At 56.1% G+C, this 20,418-nt stretch carries 13 protein-coding genes; 8 read left to right on the top strand and 5 right to left on the bottom strand.

Annotation, left to right across the window (positions count from 1 at the left end):
- Window positions 1–35: 35 nt before the first annotated feature.
- Complete coding sequence (locus ACODSP_RS20445) at window positions 36–380, bottom strand: hypothetical protein (RefSeq protein WP_488967395.1); 345 nt, start codon at window positions 378–380, stop codon at window positions 36–38.
- A gap of 361 nt (window positions 381–741) precedes the next feature.
- A complete protein-coding gene (locus ACODSP_RS20440) occupies window positions 742–2,442 on the bottom strand; it encodes a hypothetical protein (protein WP_488967394.1) in 1,701 nt (566 codons plus the stop codon).
- Window positions 2,443–2,652: 210 nt separating this feature from the next.
- Between ACODSP_RS20440 and ACODSP_RS20435 the strand changes: the two genes are divergently transcribed.
- Together ACODSP_RS20435 and ACODSP_RS20430 are read left to right on the top strand one after the other, a co-directional pair.
- Window positions 2,653–3,363, top strand: a complete 711-nt coding sequence (locus ACODSP_RS20435; protein ID WP_488967393.1) for a hypothetical protein — start codon at window positions 2,653–2,655, stop codon at window positions 3,361–3,363.
- 66 nt (window positions 3,364–3,429) lie between these two features.
- Complete coding sequence (locus tag ACODSP_RS20430) at window positions 3,430–3,867, top strand: YbjN domain-containing protein (RefSeq protein WP_488967392.1); 438 nt, start codon at window positions 3,430–3,432, stop codon at window positions 3,865–3,867.
- Between the two features lie 177 nt (window positions 3,868–4,044).
- On the opposite strand, the gene ACODSP_RS20425 is transcribed toward ACODSP_RS20430, so the two are convergent.
- From ACODSP_RS20425 to ACODSP_RS20415, 3 genes are all read right to left on the bottom strand, one after another.
- Complete coding sequence (locus ACODSP_RS20425) at window positions 4,045–5,466, bottom strand: helix-turn-helix domain-containing protein (protein ID WP_054169910.1); 1,422 nt, start codon at window positions 5,464–5,466, stop codon at window positions 4,045–4,047.
- 217 nt (window positions 5,467–5,683) lie between these two features.
- A complete protein-coding gene (locus tag ACODSP_RS20420) occupies window positions 5,684–8,344 on the bottom strand; it encodes a hypothetical protein (protein ID WP_488967391.1) in 2,661 nt (886 codons plus the stop codon).
- Complete coding sequence (locus ACODSP_RS20415) at window positions 8,341–10,947, bottom strand: hypothetical protein (RefSeq protein ID WP_488967390.1); 2,607 nt, start codon at window positions 10,945–10,947, stop codon at window positions 8,341–8,343. The genes ACODSP_RS20420 and ACODSP_RS20415 overlap by 4 nt, the downstream gene beginning before the upstream one ends.
- A gap of 275 nt (window positions 10,948–11,222) precedes the next feature.
- Here ACODSP_RS20415 and ACODSP_RS20410 point away from each other — a divergent pair, with 275 nt between their 5' ends.
- The 6 genes from ACODSP_RS20410 (at window position 11,223) to ACODSP_RS20385 (ending at window position 20,380) form a co-directional block, all read left to right on the top strand.
- Entirely contained in the window at window positions 11,223–12,755 is a 1,533-nt protein-coding gene (locus ACODSP_RS20410; protein ID WP_488967389.1) for an acyl-CoA carboxylase subunit beta, read from the top strand.
- Window positions 12,756–12,942: 187 nt separating this feature from the next.
- Window positions 12,943–14,943, top strand: coding sequence for an acetyl-CoA carboxylase biotin carboxylase subunit (locus ACODSP_RS20405; protein ID WP_488967388.1), 2,001 nt, complete (start codon window positions 12,943–12,945; stop codon window positions 14,941–14,943).
- 59 nt (window positions 14,944–15,002) lie between these two features.
- Window positions 15,003–15,185 (top strand): type II toxin-antitoxin system HicA family toxin, encoded by a 183-nt coding sequence (locus ACODSP_RS20400; RefSeq protein ID WP_488967387.1) that lies wholly within the window; start codon window positions 15,003–15,005, stop codon window positions 15,183–15,185.
- On the top strand, window positions 15,185–15,601 hold the full coding sequence (locus ACODSP_RS20395; protein WP_488967386.1) for a type II toxin-antitoxin system HicB family antitoxin: 417 nt from the start codon (window positions 15,185–15,187) through the stop codon (window positions 15,599–15,601). Before ACODSP_RS20400 ends, ACODSP_RS20395 begins: the two co-directional genes overlap by 1 nt.
- Before the next feature lie 40 nt (window positions 15,602–15,641).
- Window positions 15,642–17,795, top strand: coding sequence for a methylmalonyl-CoA mutase (gene scpA, locus ACODSP_RS20390; protein ID WP_488967385.1), 2,154 nt, complete (start codon window positions 15,642–15,644; stop codon window positions 17,793–17,795).
- A gap of 758 nt (window positions 17,796–18,553) precedes the next feature.
- Window positions 18,554–20,380: a hypothetical protein gene (locus ACODSP_RS20385; RefSeq protein WP_488967384.1), complete on the top strand. Its 1,827-nt coding sequence runs from the start codon at window positions 18,554–18,556 to the stop codon at window positions 20,378–20,380.
- Window positions 20,381–20,418 lie beyond the last annotated feature (38 nt).

The following is a 20,418-nucleotide window of genomic DNA, read 5'->3' as shown; positions in this document are numbered from 1 at the left end:
ATTCTCGAAAAACTCCGATGCACCCCTGCATCTCTTCAATGAGTCAATGCACTAGTAAGTGTCGAAAGGTAGATGCCGCCGGAACGAACCAAGTCGATCTCGGCATTGGTGAGGCGAGTATAATGCCAGGAGCGAATCGTCCGCTTCTCCATCAGTCCCATAATATGTTCTGTCACATGGTTGAACCTGTCGGAATAGGGGTTCTGAGGGCATGGCATGAGATGATCCGATGCCTCATGCTCGAGCAAAAGTCGACTTGATGTGAGAAAATAGTCGCGGATCAGGTCAGCATGAGCGTCGAGGTCGCCAATTAGCTCGTCGTCGAATGTCTCCAAATTCCATACGTCGATGAGGCCAAAAAAACGGTGTGCATCACTCATGAGCCGGCTCCAGAATCGTATGTCGAACAATATAATTCATCTTTTTTCTCCATCGCATTTCCAACTGGATCGATGAAATCGCCCCGAAATTGTTCACTTTGACCTGTTCCAACATGTGAGTGAGCGCGAACTCCATTGGGACTGTGTTACAGAAAAGGAGATGGCTTTCAATAGCATCGACACTTAAGCGCCCAACATAAGTGGCGACACGCATAAGGTGCTGTCGGATGACGTCCATCCGGTCCGATGCTTGCGCACTTCGTCCCGCTTGCCGTTCCGGCGGATCTCACTACGAAAATCGGCGAGTTGTTCCGCCATCTCGCCCAAGGTCTTGCGAAATTGTCGCAGAATTGGACTTTGGTCATGTCTGGGATAGACTGTAGCGTGCTTTCTCAAACGCCTTCTGGCAGTCAAACGCGAGCTGCTTGAAATGCTCTTTTAGGCTTCCATTTTTCGTGCGCGCTGCCTTGATGAGCTGTTGCCTTTGTGCCTCGGCGGCATGTCCTTTCACCTTGGAACGCAGGAAATGGAGCTGGCGAAGTGGCTCCATAGCATCCGTGGCATCAGATGCTGCGAAACCCTGGGCGATCATCAGTTCCTGAAGTAGTTTTAACGTCCCCCAGTCCTTTTCATAGGCGTGCGACAGTTGATCAAGGCGAGAACGGATGGCCTTTGTTGCGAAGCCTTCGACTAGCACCTGATCTAGGATCAAGATGGAATTACCCCATTCGTCTGGTGATGTCGTGACCGGATAGTGTACGGTCAACAGCAACTCTGCGCCGCGCGGATGCCACCATTCCGGCGGCGCTTCATCAAGTTCGCGCACCATCGCTACCAATTCAACCAGTGGGTCCGGAATATCTGCCCACTGCCCCTGAATGTCAGTCTGATAGGCGCGCTGCGATATCGGGGCTTTCGGCCACTCATTGAATGCTTGCCAGTAAAGCTGCTCGTTGTATGGCAAATTACTCAGATAGTGCAGGTAGGTATGGACCTGGCCAGCTTCATTGATGTCGTAGGTTTTGAGGGACCAGCCAGCGCGGGAATGAAGCGACCGATGCTCAAGCGTATATTTCTCAGTATCGGCCTTGTAACGTTGAAGCACTTCCGGTCGAAAGAATGCCGGCGTGATCTGGAATGGCAGCGGGGATTCCGGCTCGAAATAGCTTGCCAGTGAGCTTGGCGCGCAGGAAATCTCTGCTAGCTGCTTATGCTTCCAGTCATAGGCCTTGAACGTGGCATACTGCCTGTCCTCGTCCTTCCGCCGCCTTTGGTGTTCGCGTACCAATTCAGCGTATTTGAGGCTGGGTCGTGCGATAACGATGCCGTTCGCATAGCTCGAATCAGCCTGAGAGGTGGCATTATAGAAGATGTCCTCACCGCGCTCCCGATATTCGCCATTCTGAGCCCACATGGTGAACGCATTTGGAACAAAGCGAGTGAAGTCGAATTTTTGAATTAGTACGGTGTTGGTCACCACCATGTAACGTGCGAGGTCATGTGCGTTGATTGTCACGAGAACATCTGACGATTTTCCTGTGTACGGTTCGAGGTTAATGACGCGCAGGACAGGTTCGATGTCACCATGTTCATCCAGTCGGCAGAATGCGCTTTCCTCGTCCAGCCAATACAGACCCAGAGCATGGACCAGCCGCTGACTCACCTCAGTGCGGGTTTTGCCTTTGTCAACTGAGGTAAAATTGCGCCGAGCGACAAGACTCTCGGCACCATCAAGTGCGCGGCTTCCGGTGTAGTCGTGGGGAGGGGCCAGATAGACGCGATCCGGCTGCCCGCCTCCCGATACGTGGTTGATCGACCAAGTGGAGTCCTGCATGAGCGTGGCACGAAGCAGATCAGCATGGTCGGGAGGAGTGACTTTAGCGCGGTCTGCCAAAACTCCATGCACAAGTGTGCATTTCAGGATCGCAAAAAGGACTGTTTCGTCATTGTGGAGCTGTGAAACGAGGTAATCAACCCCAGCCTCGGCATCGGGGAGCCATTCCGTCGGATTATCCGGAGGAATAGAAATGGTCATCAGTTTAGCAATATCGAACATCGGCACCCCGCGGTTCCCGAATGTCAGGGTATACTAAATGGGGTGGCTGTACATTAGTCCACCGATTGAACAACGTCTGCTTCTGGGTGCGCGGCCATCCCCGCGAACGACCACAAAAGAGCGCAAACCAGCTGTTCGCCATCATCCCTCAAATCCCCCGTAACCTTTTCCTTGCTCTATGCGAATATCCTGCGGCCCACCTCCAGGACCGCCCCCTTGCGCCTCGCCCTCCTCCTGTTCCTGGCCCTCCTCCCCCTCCCCGCCGCTGCGCAGACCACCGACCTGCGCTGCGGCCCCGATCTCTATCGTCCTGGCATCATCCTGACCGCCTCGCCCGTCTGCGGCGCTGTCTACAGTCAGCATGTCCCCGACCTGGGCCGCCTGCATCTGGGCGTCTTTCATTCCCTGGACCGGTCAAAGCCGGACGAGGCGGCGGGGCGGGTGATCAACCTCACCGCCGGTACTTTCTACCGCCTCTCCGACGACATTGCCGCCTTCACCGATTACGGTTTCCGGATCGAGGATGGGCACCCCGCCGCCGCCCTCTATCACGACTTCATCCATTACGCGTCCGACGACCTGCGCTTCTTCGCGGGCTATGAGGGGGTGCGCTTTCTCAAGGGCTTCACACGCGCCTATGACAGCCTGCATGTCGCGGCGGAACAGAAGCTGCGCCTGGATGGGGGCCGACTGGTCATCGATTTCGTCGCCATGGCCTACTGGACGCGTAAGGGCGACGGCCCCGCCGCCGACAGCTTCTCAGGATTGAACCCCTGGGTGGAGGCGACGTATCAGCCCTGGCGAACCACCGGTCCCCGCTGGCGGCGCGTCCTGCGCTTCTACGGCCAAGTAGCGGGCTTCACGGGACAGCCGGGCCGCCCCGGCCTGTACCTGACCGGTTTCGCGGGCATCCGCACCAGCTTCTGATCCGGCTTGCCACCCACCCCGCCCCTCATGCATGGTCGCGCGCGACGATGATTTGGGAAGGATGCGATGTTGGACAAGCTGTTGCGCGGCGTTACGCTGACGGATCTGGAAGCGGCCCTGGAACAGTTGGGCCTGCCAGCCACACAGGATTTGACGCCCGGCGGCGCCCCCGTCCTGCGTTCCGCCATTGGTGGCCTGACCTTCAATATCCGCCCCGGCGCGCAGCTGGACCCGGAGGCCGCCCGTTTCGGCGATTATAATTTCAACCTAATGTTCCAGGTGCAGGAGCATTTCGACGCCGCCATCCTGAACCAGTGGAACCGGCACAAGCGCTTTGCCCGCTTCTCCCTGCGCGATGATTTCCTGGTCCTGGAAATGGACAATCTGGCCGTCGGAATCACCGGCGATCAGATCCTGGCATCGCTCGAACTCTGGGGCCGGCTGGTGGTGGAAGCGCTGACCTTCCTGCGCACCGCCCATGGGGCCGAAGCCGGCCATTCTTAACTGACCGGCAGATTTGGATTTATGCCCCCCTTCGTCATCCCGGCGAAAGCCGGGACCCAGAGGCCAAGCGCCAGACCTGTCAGCAGGTCAGGTGAAACATTGATCCTGTGGCTCTGGGTCCCGGCTTATCGCCGGGATGACGAGGTAGGATGATTTCACCTTAACCTAACCACACCCTCAACTGACCGAATACGGCACCACCCGCCGCTCATGCGCATCCACGCGCAGCGCCTTGCCGATGGGTGGGAAGGCGCGGTGGCGGCAATCCTCGCGGTCACAGACCTTGCAGTTGGACCCGATGGGCACCGCCGCATCGACATTGCGCAAATCCAGGCCGGCGGAATAGACCAACTGGTCGGCATAGGCGATCTCGCACCCCAACCCCACCGCCGCCTCGCGCGGCCTGGAGAGGTAGGAGTTGCCCTTCGCCACCACGGTCCGCGCGATGCACAGATACGTGGCCCCATCCGGCATGCGCGCCTGCTGCACCAATATCCGCCCCGGCTGGGCAAAGGCCTGGTGGACGTTCCAGAGCGGGCACGCCCCGCCGAACCGCGCGAACTGGAACCGTGTGGCGCTGGAGCGTTTGGCGATATTGCCCGCCATATCCACCTTCACGAAATAGAAGGGCACGCCCGGCATGCCGGGCCGCTGCATGGTGGACAGGCGGTGGCAGACCTGTTCGAAACTGACATTAAAATGCGCCGACAGCCGGTCAATGTCGTACCGCATGCGCTGCGCCTCCGTCAGGAAGCGCTTATAGGGCAGGATCAGGGCGCCCGCGAAATAGTTCGCCAGCCCCACGCGCAGGATCGACCGCGCCTCGATGCTGGAAAGCCCGGCATCAGCCACCAGCCGCTCGATCTCCACCCCGAAATCCAGCAGCGCGATCTGGTGCGCGGCAAAGAAGGTGCGGCTTTCACGCGGCGTGCCTTCCGAGACCAGCAGTTCCTTGTCGTCCGGATCGTACCGCCACAGCACATCATGGCGCGCCAGCATCGGTGACACCCGGATGGTCACCCCATGCCGGTCGGCCAGATGCTGGGCCAGATGTTCCAGCAACCGGTCCTTGGAGAAATGCCCGCCCTCGAACAGATCCTCCGCCGAGCGGTCCAGCGTCTCAAAATGGTTGCGCTGCGCCTGCACGTAATCGCGCACCTCGTCATAGGGGAAGGCCGCCGGCCCCGCCACGGCATCCCCGCCCCCCACCTTGTCGACCAGCGCCTTATATTCCTCGTCCAGCCCCTGATAGGCGCGATAGAGCTTCAGCAGCGATCCCATGATGGCGGGGGCCGCCCGCACCGCGTCGCGGATGCCCGCGAACGTCACCGACGCGTCGCCAAACAGCGGATCGCCCAGCACCTCGCGCAGTTCTGACGCCAGCCTTGTGTCGCTGTCATCGGCGAAATGGCTGGGCTCCACCTGAAAGAAGGTGGACAGGCGTATGACGGCGGCGGCGGACAGGGGCCGCTGATTATTCTCGATCTGGTTCAGGTACGACGTGGACAACCCCACCTCGGTCGCCAACTGCGCCTGACTGATGCCGCGCGTCTCCCGAAGACGGCGGATACGTTCACCGGCATAGATTTTGGCGGTCATTTCCGCTCCGCTCCGTTCGCTTCAACTCCTTCGCGCAAGCTGACATATCATACTTACACGCCTGGCCGCCTCTTTAGGCGGCTAAACGTGCCATGAAAGCTTCAATCCAGGTTCATGTCATGGTGGAGTAGGGGGGGCAGGTGCGGCCATAGCCTTCGTGTGGACGAAATCCGCAAACTCCATCCTCGAAAAGCTGCCCTGTGCACCTCGTATTCCTTCAATGAGTCAGTTCATTCGCATCATATGCCTGATCAGAAATCAGAAGCTCGCAGCCTTTATGGGTACGGCGGAACAGCTCAACACCGGTGACGCGTATCCCATCGATCCAGTCCTGCGCAACCGCACGCGACACGCCATGGGCACGGATCGCCGCCTCCCGCATCAGATGGTGTTCAGCCAGGATCGTCGTGGGCATGATCGCCGGATCATCTGTATTCAAGCACACCGCCACTGGACCACGACGAAGTCCAAAACGATTATATTTTGCCCCCTCAGCCAGCATGGCGGCATTTGGTGGATTCCATCGGAAAACCGGATGTACGCTGTAATCCACAAAATTGCCGATATAGATGTTGGAGGTTGGGCAAGCCTCTATAAGAATTCCTTTATTATCGATAACATGCATCAAATTATCCTGGACAGCGACAATTGCATCCAACTCGTCCACAGCAGTGTAATCGACCAGCTTGTCTTGAACACGTCCGCTGACACCGTCACGCCCCAACCTGATGCGTACCATTTTATTGGAGCCATCCTTCTTCGCGACACCCCGCATGAATTGCAAGTATCTTCCATGCAGTTTGCATTCTTCGCGATCACGAAGATGGGGGTCCGCCACCAGATCAGGAGCCCAGTGACGCATATCGTTTAGATGGGCGTCGCCCTCGTGATCGGACAGAAGCCAATGCGGGCAATTGCGGCGAAGCCGCCAGGCGCGGTAAAGCGTCTCGAACTCCGGCACATTGTCCGGGTACAGTTCGTGCAGGAAAAAACCCAGTCGGCGCTGCAGACGTGGCAGAACCCCGGCAACCTTCTCCGCCTTATGGGCCCACTGGGTTACGTGGTGCCATAACCAGACCAGATTATCGACATGCGCGCGCAGCGGTACCATCGCCACATCCTGCGCCCTGGCCCATTCATGGGGGTCCATGCCCAGGGCCAGCGCGTGCCCCAACCGATCATCGACACCAAGGCCACAGAACTCGACGGTTTCCTCAAGATGGCGCAACCCTGAAAGGATATGGCTGAAATCCTCACCGGCATGGATGCTGAAGGTACGCCGTTCACTGATCCCGGCCTGGGGACGCAATGATCTTTCCACAATCGGCTTTTCACGCAGAAATCGCAGGGCGGGTGCGAATACCTCAATGGGTACCAATGTCTCATCACCTGCAACATCAAAGCTGCGTATCCAGCTCATGACATTCTGGTGCTTGCCGGGTGACGATGTCCTGTCCGTTTCTGACTTTCCAACGCCACCAAGAGTATAGCGCAATTCATGCGCTGTCCTATAAACCCCCTTGCGCTGCTTTGCATAAAGGATGTTCTTGCGATCATGGCTATTGATCTGCGTCTTCCCTCCCCCACCACTGCGCAGGAAATGGTAAGACAGATGATAACGGTGCCAGGCATGACCGTAAGGCTGCGGGCCGACCGGGTCGGCAACGGCCTTTGCCGCCTCCCGCGCATATCGTGACAACGCTTTGCGCTCATGTCTGGCGATCTTGGCATCCACCATATCGCGGCCATTCCCGATCAGTGACCGCCAACGGTCGCGATCGGCAAATTGCTCCCCATTAAATCGCGGGGCATTACCATAATACTTAACAAATGTTCGCAATCCAATCCCCGACACGACGAAGACAGACCGCAAAAGATGCATCGCATGAACATAGGCGAGAACAGAATAATGAAGTCTCCTGTGCGATTTATCCACATTGACGTGCAGATAAAGAGCCAGTGTCATCAAAATCTGCAACGCCCCAGCGGCATTATTATCCTGCCGGGCTTTCGCCAGTACCAATGTCAATTTCTGCGCTATAGACAGGTCGCTGTGTGACGATAGCCTGTCGATTAACATCCTGGCGTCAATTATCCGCTTCCGGTCTTTACCGCTCCCATCATGCTTAACATCCTCTTCCGGCAGATGACCATCACAGCAGGCAAATTCAACCAAGTAGGCTGCTGAATCGCACATCAGCCGTTCCAATGCACGGCAATCCAGTTCGCCACCAATGCCAAGGGTCGGGTCCAAGCTGACCTTCGGCTCTTCTTTCAGCCGATAGTTGGCGAACAACAGGGCGGCCAGCGGATGGGCCGTTAGCCCAACACCATAGAGATGGACATGATTGTCGGCATAGGGGTGATCAATATCGCTGTTCGGCATGGCCAGTGGGCTCTGCCGCCGCATCACTGTCTCCAGCGTATCAACCCTCACATCGCCGCCAATCAGCAGATCAACATGCCGGATGCCAATCAAAAGACTGGCATCAATATACCGCAGCGCTCCACAATATCTCTCCAGATTGCTGGTTTCTACTTCATAATAACCACCATGGTCTTGCAAATACTCGAACGCAATAGGCGCAAATACGCCGCCTCCGTGACCAGTGCACAGATCATACAGGCCGTCATCGCGCCGTGCCGTCGACAGAATATCGTCGACCAACGCCTCCGCATCGTCACGGCGCAGGACGTTCACCCGTGGCTGAAACAGCGTCCCGACCAGGGCGTCACGCAAAGAGTCCCCCGCAGCCTGTGCCGTCTTCGCCCTGGGCGCTACGACCTGCGCCAACTGATCCCGCAGCCACCGGCACATGCCCGCAGACCGGACAAACGCCACCGAGGCCGCCAGTTCATTCGATGGAATGATGGTCATTTAATGGCCACTAGCACTTTAATCAGGTCATCCAGCCGGCCCGCCCATTTCATCACCTTTCGTATTTGGCCCGGATTGCCGGCCGTGTGCTGTATTTGTGCAGCCATCGGATCCGCAATCGACCTCAACTCACGCCACTTCTGTTTTACAGTTGCGATCAGCGTTTCTGCCACCTCAGCAGCATTTTTTTTGTCCGCGTCCCATATCTCTTCCCATACTGCCTCACCAAGAACGCGCCGAAGATGATTTGTATTACTAACTTGCGTTGCCCGATTCATCTTAGATGCAACACGTGACAGTCGTTCCGTAAGATTCTCATCAGGTACAATAGAATCAAAATCAGGCTCTTCTACAGCTTCATCCACGCCTTCCAATTCAACATCTGGTCGGGGGATACTTGGTGAATTTCCTGTAACTACCTGCCACGCTTTATTCTTTTTGAACAGCGGGTGGTCATCTATTGCCATTGTCAGCGAGTTTTTCTTTAACAACGGCGCAATATTTTGAGTCCAAACATTCGATTGCTTATATGATTCCAAATTGCGAAGGCCAAAATTTTGTTGGACTACCACTTCTTCTTGACTTTCAAAACTTGAAACAGCGTTCAATAGGATGAGCTTAAAACGATTATTCACTTCCTCAAGAGTCCCCGCCACCTCGCTAGGGGCGATAGAGGATTTATAAAGATTAACTTGCATGAAGAATTTATTGATAATCTTATATACTGTAAATGCCGAAATTCCTGGCATGAGCACTTCTTGATATTTCCACTGCCAGTATCTTATGTCCTTGATAAATGTGCCCCCAAAATTGGAACTTACATCAAATATGCCATTCTCCTCAATTTCTGCATCATCACTAGTATCGCTATCTCCATCAATAGTCTTCGCAGAATCGAAGTAAAAATGCGACCAATAGGGTGGCTCGCCCATGATCCTCTGAAGTGTACTAACGCCCACCCACCCCAAAACATTAGACATAATTAGATCAAGCGCACGCCCGAAGAACAACAGGTATGTCCGCTGATTGCTTGTATAATATCCATGATGCCCATAAATGTTCACATAGAATTTGATTTCATCATCACCAACGAAGTCTTTTACACGGTCTTTCCCAATAAAAAGCCCTTGGTGTATCGGCTCGAAAGACGGCATCGGCATCAACGTCTTAGGCAGCTCGTCCAATGGTATCGAACCAACCTTCTTATCTTTCTCGGTCGGACTAGCCAGCACCTGCGCCTTAATATCATAGGTCGCTATCTTCTGATCATGCTCCATGGGGTTAAAGAAGCTCATTTCGCTGAACCGCGCGACCGAACCTACATCGGAAAGCAACTGTATGTCGGCCTTCGCCCGTTCAACGGCGACCAGATCATCCTGGCTACGCCAATAGTCTCTCATGGCATTTGCCAGCGCAAGGCGCTGCTCGCGCACCTTCCAGTCGACCGCTGCTAATTCGGTGGTGAGAAGACCATGACGATGCAGTATCAACAGCAAATGGATCAATTCACGTGTGGTTTCCACCTTAATGGCCGGCCGGCTGCCCTCGATACCATTCGCCTTGTAACTCATGCCGACGGACAATCTGTCCAAAAGCGTTTGCTTTTGTTTGCCCGTTTGTATTTCGATATGGTTCAGCGGGATCTTAATATTCCCGGCCTTGACAACAATTGGCCGGGCACCCCGCAAAATCTCCGCCACAGGCAAAATACGAATCCGCTGATGCGGCGGCAGAATCTTCTTCAGATACTCGCCCGAAAGGTGCTTGGCCTTGGATAGCAAGGCGTTGTCGGATGCCGCATCCATCGCTGATGACAAGTGACGATGGCTCAGTCGCGCCATGCGGTCAGCGACATTTAATTCCTTCGCGAAATGCAACATCACCATTATTTCATACTGATCCAACTCTCCACTGATCACCGGAATGATCAGGGGAGACGCCAGATAGCGTCGCACCACCTCCAAAACTTCGAACCCCCATTTCAGGGCCATGTCGATATCGTCGATGGAGACGACCAGCGCCTTCACCCCCAATATTCGACATGCGGAAGCGAAGAATTGGCTAAGGTGAGACTCCAGTTTCGTATAATCCCGGGTCGCCAGAATTCGGTCGCCACCCGTCACCTCGTCGCTGCCAATATGGCTTCCTGCCTCCAACGCCTCCGCGACATTGCCAAAGTCTTTCCAAAATCTGTCCGTTGGCGGGCAGTTCCTATGAGAAGATACAACCTTGTATATTTGGGAAATGACTACGTTGAGAAAATTATCTTCGTTATTCAGTAATGTCGGGTCGATCGGATTGAAAAAATACAAACTCGGTTCGTCTCTTTTTTCGATTTCTGTCCAGTAACCCTTCAGATTGACCATGAATGATGTCTTGCCAGCCCCCCTTTTACCCTCGACAAATACGGCGCTATGCACGCGGACCGGCTCATTGATAGCGCCCCGATTATAAATCGCCCAGAAATCCAGTGCCTGATTCAAACAAAATTCCAAGGCTTTGGCCGCGTCAGTGTAGGCAGATTTCTGGAGAAGCCCATTGATATGAAACGACCGAACACGGTTTCCATCGGCAATATCGATAATGATTTCTTCGGTGCTCAAGGTGCGGCTCCACATCTAAAATTGCACCGGAACCTTCCAAAATAGCCATAGGATGGTCAAGCACAATATGCGGCAAATTCCTAATGATGCGTATGTCTGCAATAAAATTCATGTTAAAATCACCGCTAGCCTAATCAGTTTTGCAAATTCGCAAAATTTGCGATCTTCGCCACATGCCTTCGCAAATCCACACCCATCCACGCCTTCCCCTGCTGCGGCATAATTCGCAAACTCCGCCCAAACTCCCATGAACCATTCTACGGGGCGGATTTCCCATGCAGGACGTGCTGGTACGGTTGGAAAATATGCGGGCCGGCGCCCGTCTGGGCGGCGGTGAGAAGCGTATCGCGGGCCAGCATTCCAAGGGCAAGCTGACCGCACGGGAGCGGATTGAGATCCTGCTGGATGAAGGCTCGTTCGAAGAATGGGACATGTTCGTCGAACATCGCTGCGCCGATTTCGGGATGGAAACGCAGAAGGTTCCGGGCGATGGCGTCGTGACCGGTCATGGCACCATCAATGGCCGTCTGGTCTTCGTCTTCTCTCAGGATTTCACGGTCTTCGGCGGATCGCTGTCAGAGGCGCATGCCGAGAAGATCTGCAAGATCATGGATCAGGCCATGAAGGTCGGCGCCCCCGTCATCGGCCTGAATGACAGCGGCGGTGCCCGCATTCAGGAAGGTGTCGCCAGCCTCGGCGGCTATGCCGAAGTGTTTCAGCGCAATGTCCTGGCCTCTGGCGTCGTCCCGCAAATCAGCCTGATCATGGGTCCCTGCGCCGGTGGTGCCGTCTATTCCCCCGCCATGACCGACTTCATCTTCATGGTGAAGGACAGCTCCTACATGTTCGTCACCGGCCCCGACGTGGTGAAGACGGTGACGCATGAGGTGGTGACGGCGGAGGAGTTGGGCGGGGCCGTGACCCATACGGCCAAGTCCGGCGTGGCCGATCTGGCCTTTGAGAATGACGTGCAGGCGCTGCTGGAAACCCGCCGTCTGGTCGATTTCCTGCCTTTGTCGAACCGGGAAAAGCCGCCCTCGCGCCCCACGCCCGACACGGCCGACCGCCCGGAAATGTCGCTCGACACCCTGGTCCCGGCCAATCCCAACAAGCCGTATGACATGAAGGAACTAATCTCGAAGATCGTGGACGAAGGCGATTTCTTCGAGATTCAGCCGGAATACGCCAAGAACATCATCACCGGCTTTGCCCGCATGCAGGGCTCGACCGTCGGCTTCGTGGCGAACCAGCCCATGGTGCTGGCCGGCTGCCTGGACATCGACAGCTCGATCAAGGCCGCGCGTTTCGTGCGTTTCTGTGATGCCTTCAACATCCCCATCGTCACCCTGGTGGATGTCCCCGGCTTCCTGCCCGGCACGTCCCAGGAATATAATGGCATCATCAAGCATGGGGCCAAGCTGTTGTTCGCCTATGCCGAGGCCACGGTGCCCAAGGTGACCTTGATCACGCGCAAGGCCTATGGCGGTGCCTATGACGTGATGGCGTCCAAGCATCTGCGCGGCGACGTCAACTATGCCTGGCCCACGGCGGAAATCGCGGTGATGGGGCCGAAGGGTGCGGTGGAGATCATCTTCCGCGGCGATATCGGCGACCCCGCCAAGATCGAGGCGCGGACCGAGGAATACCGCCAGAAATTCGCCAACCCCTTCGTGGCGGCGGGTCGCGGCTATATCGACGACGTCATCATGCCCCACAACACCCGCCGCCGCCTGTGCAAGGCCTTGTCGATGCTGAAGAACAAACAGCTCCAGAACCCCTGGAAAAAGCACGACAATCTGCCGCTGTAACGCCGTAGGTCGCCCTCCTTTCGTCATCCCGGCGGAAGCCGGGACCCAGGGGCCAAACGCCCAACCTTCTCGCCGCTCCAACCAAACACAGCGTTGAGGTTTGATCCAGTGGCCCTGGGTCCCGGCTTCCGCCGGGATGACGAGAAAACACAGAACGCACAGCGCCCGCCTCGGAGGCACACGCCAAATGTTCAAGAAGATCCTCATCGCCAACCGTGGCGAAATCGCCTGCCGCGTCATCAAGACCGCCCGCCGCATGGGCATCAAGACGGTGGCCGTCTTTTCCGACGCCGATGCCGGCGCGCTTCACGTTGAGATGGCGGACGAGGCGGTGCATATCGGCCCCGCCCCGTCCGCCCAATCCTACCTGATCGCCGACAAGATCATCGCGGCCTGCAAGCAGACGGGTGCCGAGGCCGTCCATCCCGGCTATGGCTTCCTGTCGGAAAAGGCCCCCTTCTGTGAGGCGCTGAAACAGAACGGCATCGTCTTTATCGGCCCCGATGTGCATGCCATCGGCGCCATGGGCGACAAGATCGAGAGCAAGAAGCTGGCCAAGGCCGCCGGCGTCTCCACCGTCCCCGGCTATCTGGGCGTCATCAAGGATGATGAGGAGGCGATCCGCATCGCCCGCGATATCGGCTTCCCCGTCATGATCAAGGCGTCCGCCGGCGGCGGCGGCAAGGGCATGCGCGTCGCCTGGAACGAGGGGGAGGTGGCCGAGGGCTTCCGGTCGGCCACCAACGAGGCACGGTCCAGCTTCGCCGATGACCGCGTCTTCATCGAAAAATATATCACCGAGCCGCGCCATATCGAAATCCAGCTTCTGGCCGACAGCCATGGCAACGCCGTCTACCTGAACGAGCGTGAATGCTCGATCCAGCGCCGCCACCAGAAGGTGATCGAAGAAGCCCCGTCGCCGTTCCTGGATGCCGCCACCCGCAAGGCCATGGGCGAACAGTCGGTCGCGCTCGCCAAGGCGGTGCAGTACCGTTCCGCCGGTACCGTGGAATTCATCGTCGACAAGGACCGCAATTTCTACTTCCTGGAAATGAACACGCGGTTGCAGGTCGAACATCCGGTGACCGAAATGATCACCGGCCTCGACCTTGTCGAACTGATGATCCGCGTGGCCGCCGGCGAACATCTGCCCATCACCCAGGCCGATGTCGGCATCCATGGCTGGTCGCTGGAGGCCCGCGTCTATGCCGAGGAACCCACCCGTGGCTTCCTGCCCTCCACCGGCCGCGTCACCCGCTACCGCCCGCCGACCGAGGGCACCCGTGAAGACGGCTCCATCGTGCGCGTCGATACCGGCGTGTATGAGGGGGGCGAGATCAGCATGTATTACGATCCCATGATCGCCAAGCTGATCACCTGGGCCCCCACGCGCGATCAGGCGACCGACGCCATGGCCGACGCGCTGGACGGGTTCCAGATCCGGGGCGTGGGCCACAACATCTCCTTCCTCACCTCCCTGATGCAGAAGCAGCGCTTCCGCGACGGCCGCCTGACCACCAACTTCATCGCGGAGGAATATCCCGACGGCTTCCACGGCCTGTCGCCCGACCCCGCCGTGCGCGACCGTCTCCTGACCCTGGCCACCGTGCTGCACCATCGCCGCGCCAGCCGCGATGCCATGATCTCGGGTCAAGTGGCGGGCCATGCCTTCCATGTGGCCCAGGACTGGGTCGCCCGCGCCGACCGTCAGAACCACAAGACCCACCTGTCCTTCGCCGGCGGTGCCGCCACCGTCACACTCGACAGCGGCCCGCACACCGTCCTGGGCGACTGGGAAATCGGGCAAAGCCTGTGGCAAGGCACGGTCGCCGGTGTCGCCATGACGGTGCAGGTGGATATCAAGGGCACGTCGCTCGTCCTCACCCATGGCGGCTTCGCCTTCGTGGTCGACGTCCTGACCCCGCGCGCCGCTGACCTTGCCGACCTGATGCCGGTGAAGCTGCCCCCCGACATGTCCAAATACCTGCTCTCCCCCATGCCCGGCCTGCTGGTCTCGGTATCGGTGAAGGAAGGCGAGGCCGTGAAGGCCGGCCAGGAACTGGCCGTGGTGGAAGCCATGAAAATGGAAAACATCCTGCGGGCCGAGGCCGACGGTACCGTCAAGAAAGTCCACGCCGCCAAGGGCGCCAGCCTCGCGGTGGATGAGAAGATCATCGAGTTTGAGTGAGATAAGATGATCGGTGTGTAACGTTGACACCGTCTTTTTGCAGCAGGTAGATTGCCATCATGAAAAGCGCTGATCTGATCCGGGAAGTGCAGAAGGAAGGCTGGGTGTTGGACCGCATACGCGGTTCCCATCACGTCTTCCGGCACCCGGATCGGCCCGGCATCCTGGTCGTGCCGCACCCGAAAAAGGAGTTGGGCACAGGCTTGGTACAGGCAATCCGCAAACAGGCAGGTCTCGTGTGATGCGCTATCCCATCCTCATCGAACCCGGTAGCGACGACAGCGCCTTTGGCGTCGTGGTACCCGACCTGCCCGGCTGCTTTTCGGCCGGCGATACGCTGGACGAAGCGTTGGACGCCGCCAAGGAAGCGGCGTCGGCCTGGATCGACGCCACGCTGGATGCGGGCGGCACCATTCCCGCCCCGTCGTCGCTGTCGACCCTGACTGCCCTGCCCGATTATGCCGGCTGGACCGTCGGTATCATCGACCTGGATGATGTGGTGGCCGACGACACCATCGAACGCGTGAACATCACCTTGCCCCGCCGCGTGCTGCGCCGCCTGGATGATCTGGCCGCCGCCCGGCACAAAAGCCGGGGTGGCCTGATCACCGAACTGACCCTGCATGCCCATGAATTGGGCCTCAACAGCACCCCCTGATACCCTTTCCGGCGCAACCGCCGCCTTCCGGAGCCTCCCCATGACCGCCTTCCCCGCCAAGACCCTCGCCGACTGGCAGACGCTGGCCACCAAGGATGTTGGCGCCGATGCCAACCTGTCCGACCTGACCCGCACGACGGCGGAAGGGCTGGTGGTCAAGCCGCTCTACACCGCCGAGGATCTGGAGGGGCTGGAGACCACCGGCACCCTGCCCGGCTTCGCGCCCTTCACGCGCGGCCCGCGCGCCACCATGTATGCGGTCAGGCCCTGGACCATCCGCCAATACGCGGGTTTCTCCACCGCCGAGGCCAGCAACAAATTCTACCGCGCCAATCTGGCGGCGGGTCAGATGGGCCTGTCCGTGGCCTTCGATCTGGCCACCCATCGCGGTTATGACAGCGACCATCCCCGCGTGGTGGGCGATGTCGGCAAGGCCGGCGTGGCCATCGACAGCGTGGAGGATATGAAGATCCTGTTCGACGGCATCCCGCTCGACAAGATGTCCGTCTCCATGACCATGAACGGCGCCGTCCTGCCCATCCTGGCCATGTATATCGTGGCCGGCGAGGAACAGGGTGTACCGACGGAGAAGCTGTCCGGCACCATTCAGAACGACATTCTGAAGGAGTTCATGGTCCGCAACACCTATATCTACCCGCCCGAACCCAGCATGCGGATCATCGCCGATATCATCGAATACACGGCCAACCACATGCCCAAGTTCAACTCCATCTCCATCTCCGGCTATCATATGCAGGAGGCCGGGGCCACGGCGGTGCAGGAACTGGCCTTTACCCTGGCCGACGGCATGGAATATGTCCGCGCCGCGCTCGCCAAGGGCCTGAACGTGGACAAGTTCGCCCCGCGCCTGTCCTTCTTCTTCGCCATCGGCATGGATTTCTTCATGGAGGTGGCGAAGCTGCGCGCCGCCCGCCTGCTCTGGGCCAAGCTGATGGACAAGCATTTCCAGCCCAAGGACGCCCGCTCGCTCGCCCTGCGCACCCATTGTCAGACATCGGGCGTGTCCTTGACCGAGCAAGACCCCTACAACAACGTCATCCGCACGACGATCGAGGCCATGGCCGCCATCATGGGCGGCACGCAGAGCCTGCACACCAACAGCTTCGACGAGGCCCTGGGCCTGCCCACGCCGTTCAGCGCCCGCATCGCCCGCAATACGCAGTTGATCATCGCCGAGGAAACCCGCATCCCCCACGTCGTCGACCCCCTGGGCGGCAGCTACTACGTTGAACACCTCACGGCATCGCTGGCCGAGGCGGCGGAAAAGCTGATCACCCAGGTCGAGGAAATGGGCGGCATGACCAAGGCCGTGGAAAGCGGCCTGCCCAAACTGATGATCGAGGAAGCCGCCGCAAGGCGTCAGGCCCGCATCGACCGGGGCGAAGAAGTCATCGTCGGCGTCAACAAATACCGCCCCCAGAACCCCGAAACCGTCGACGTCCTGGACATCGACAACACGGCGGTCCGCGAGGCCCAGGTCGCCCGCCTGAAGCAAATCCGCGCCACCCGTGACGAAGCCAAGGTCCGCGAAACCCTGGCAGCATTGACCCAGGCGGCGGGTGAGAAGTCCGGCAACCTGCTGGCCCTCGCCGTCAACGCCGCCCGCGCGCGTGCCACCGTTGGGGAGATTTCCGACGCCATGGAAGAGGTTTTCACAAGGCATCGAGCCACCATCCGCTCCGTCTCCGGCGTCTATGGCGCCGCGTATGAGGGCGATGCCGGCTTCGCGCAGATTCAGAAGGACGTGGCCGACTTTGCCGAGGCCGAGGGCCGCCGCCCCCGCATGCTGGTGGTGAAGATGGGCCAGGACGGCCATGACCGCGGCGCCAAGGTCATCGCCACCGCCTTCGCCGATATCGGCTTCGACGTCGATGTCGGCGCCCTGTTCCAAACCCCGGAAGAGGCCGCCCGCCAGGCCATTGAAAACGACGTGCATGTCGTCGGCGTCTCCAGCCTCGCCGCCGGCCACAAAACCCTGGTCCCGCAACTGGCCGCCGCCTTGAAGGAACAGGGTGCCGGCGACATCCTCATCGTCTGCGGCGGCGTCATCCCGCCCCAGGATTACGAGTTCCTGCTGAACGCCGGGGCGTCGGCCATCTACGGGCCGGGGACCAACATCCCCAAGGCAGCGGCGGAGATCATGGGGATGATCCGCGCCAAACGCGGGGCATAGTACCAAGTCCTCGTTTCCGTGATGATATCCTTGTAAGAGGAATCAACGCCCCGTCCCACTTGCGCCACTTCCGTGCAAGCCAGGGACGGGATCGGACGCAACCTAATTCTCAAAAACTGTACCACAGTTACTAATGCAATCGACACATGCAAGAGTATTGTTGCGCTACTAATTTTAGCCTTACAGCGACAAGCAACAAGAGGGTATTCACTCCTCAATGGGACTGCTATGATAAATCTCCATCATAATATGGGGTTTTATCAGCATGCCCTCTGATTTTTACATAATGACAGCCCCGCAAGATGGTGCATCTGAACAAAGCGATGGAATAATCACCGTATCCAGTGGCGCCGCTCCAGTAGATGATCAGCGCTTTGTATTTAATATAAATGGGTATGAGATATACTATACATACAAAAATAAGAATTATGTTTTTTATGCGAACAAAAATAACTATGCTTATATGGAAGAACTTTTTTCAAAGTCAGTGAAAGGGGATTTTAGCAGATACGAAACGCTTACGGTTCCAGGTTCCCGTGAAATTATATATATATACTCCGATAAGACATATTCTCTATATGGCACTGATGGCACTGGATTTTCCACACAGAATATCCTGAATTACTCGACGAAAGAGACAACTAGTTATGTGAAAGACTTCTCCATTGTGGGCAATAGAAGTATTTTTTTATTTCAGCGACGATGGAGCTTTTGTATTCTATGGAACAAACGGAACGAGCGCTGGGACGGAAAATATATTGAACTACGAGTTTGGAAAAACTGGTGGCTACGTTAAAAATTATGCTTCAATTAATTCAAGGAATATTATCTATATAAACGATGGAAGCAAAGGGATATTTTATGGAACAACCGGAACAAAATCCGGAACAGAGAGAATAATATATCATGAATTTGGAAAAAACATTGGGTCCACTGATCTTTTTTCGATAATAGACTCTCGAGTAATATTAAAAATTAGCGAAGGAAGTTCGCTTATTTTGTACTCTACGAATGGAACCTTAAATGGAACAGAAAAAATACTAGACTACACCTCGGGCAAATTTGGTCACGGCATCAAAAAATTGTCTTCTATAGAAGGCAGGGATATTTATTATGTATCAGATGACAATAAGTTTACCTTTTTTGGTACAGATGGAACTAAATCAGGAACAGAAAATTTCCTGAGCCTCCAGAGTGAGAATAATGTATTAAATATTGATATCCTTTCATCCGTAAATTCGAAAGAACTTTTATACACCACAACGGGTGGGGTTCTAAATATTTATGGAACGAATGGAACCATTAAAGGAACAGATAGGATTTTATCATACACATACGGCAATGATAGTTTAAGTTTGAAGGATTTTATGGAATTTAACAAAAGAGATATGTTTTATGTCGTAAGCAATCACATTTTTTCAGTGTACGGAACGGATGGAACATTAGGTGGTGCAAGCAAGATTATAGATCACAATGTTGGAAAGAATGGCGGTAATATTCATGAGATATCAAAATTCAATGACAAGGGGATATTTTATATATACTCCTATACGGAGAAAAATTACACCCTATATGGTACTGACAGCACTAAAAATGGTACTAATGTTATTGCCACATATACGCCGAAGGACAGTGTAAGTAAAATAGAAGAGGTTTATAGGAGTAGTAAATATGAGATAATTAAAGTCCTTGATGGCAATAACTCAAAATATATTGCGACCGATGGAACTAGCAAGAATACAGACTGGGTTAACTTCCTCAATGGAAGCGCAAAAGATGACGTTTTAAACGGCAGCGCGGATAACGATTTTGTCAATCTTGGAGCTGGAAACGATAGGTTCATTCCAAGAAATGGAAACGACATTGTCGAAGGAGGTGCTGGCTTTGATATTATTGGGTTATCCAATGCGAAATTCAATTACTCTTTCAAAAAAGACAATGAGTATATGCATGTAACGGGAAGAGAGGGCACAGATATTTTTGGAAACGTTGAAGCACTTTATTTCTCAAGTGGTCAGATCATGTTTGTTAACTCAAAAAAGATCGGTCCTTTTGACGAAGGATATTACCTTTCCGAAAATCCGGATGTTGCTGATGCAGTCAAGGCTGGCAAACTCGCCAGCGGCTTTGAGCATTGGACGCGCTGGGGACAAGCAGAAGGGCGTATGGCCATTAACGCTGTCGCTAATCCCCTTTATGATGAAACCTATTATCTGTCAACGAACCAGGATGTCGCAGCGGCAGTACAATCTGGAGCAATTGCCAATGGATACCAGCATTTCGTTACGTTTGGAAAGGCAGAGGGCCGCACGTTTACTCCATTCTTCAATAAAGAATATTATCTGGCCAAAAACCAGGACGTTCGCGCAGCAAACATTGATCCGTTCACGCACTTCATGACTTACGGATGGCGAGAAGGTCGCGATCCCTCACCAATGTTTGATATTTCCGTCTATCTCGATATGTACGCAGATGTGAGGACTGCCGGCATCAACCCTGTTGAACACGCGACCTACTATGGCCTGAATGAAGGACGCGATGTTTTTGTAACGTCCGATTTCAGTTGGAATTGGAGCGGCGGTTAACATCGTAAATTGGCTAAATCGTAAGCCTATAATCTATG

This window comes from Niveispirillum sp. FG156 (genome assembly GCF_057809555.1).
Note: the sequence above shows the minus strand (reverse complement) of the source record. Positions and strands in the feature narration are given on the sequence as shown.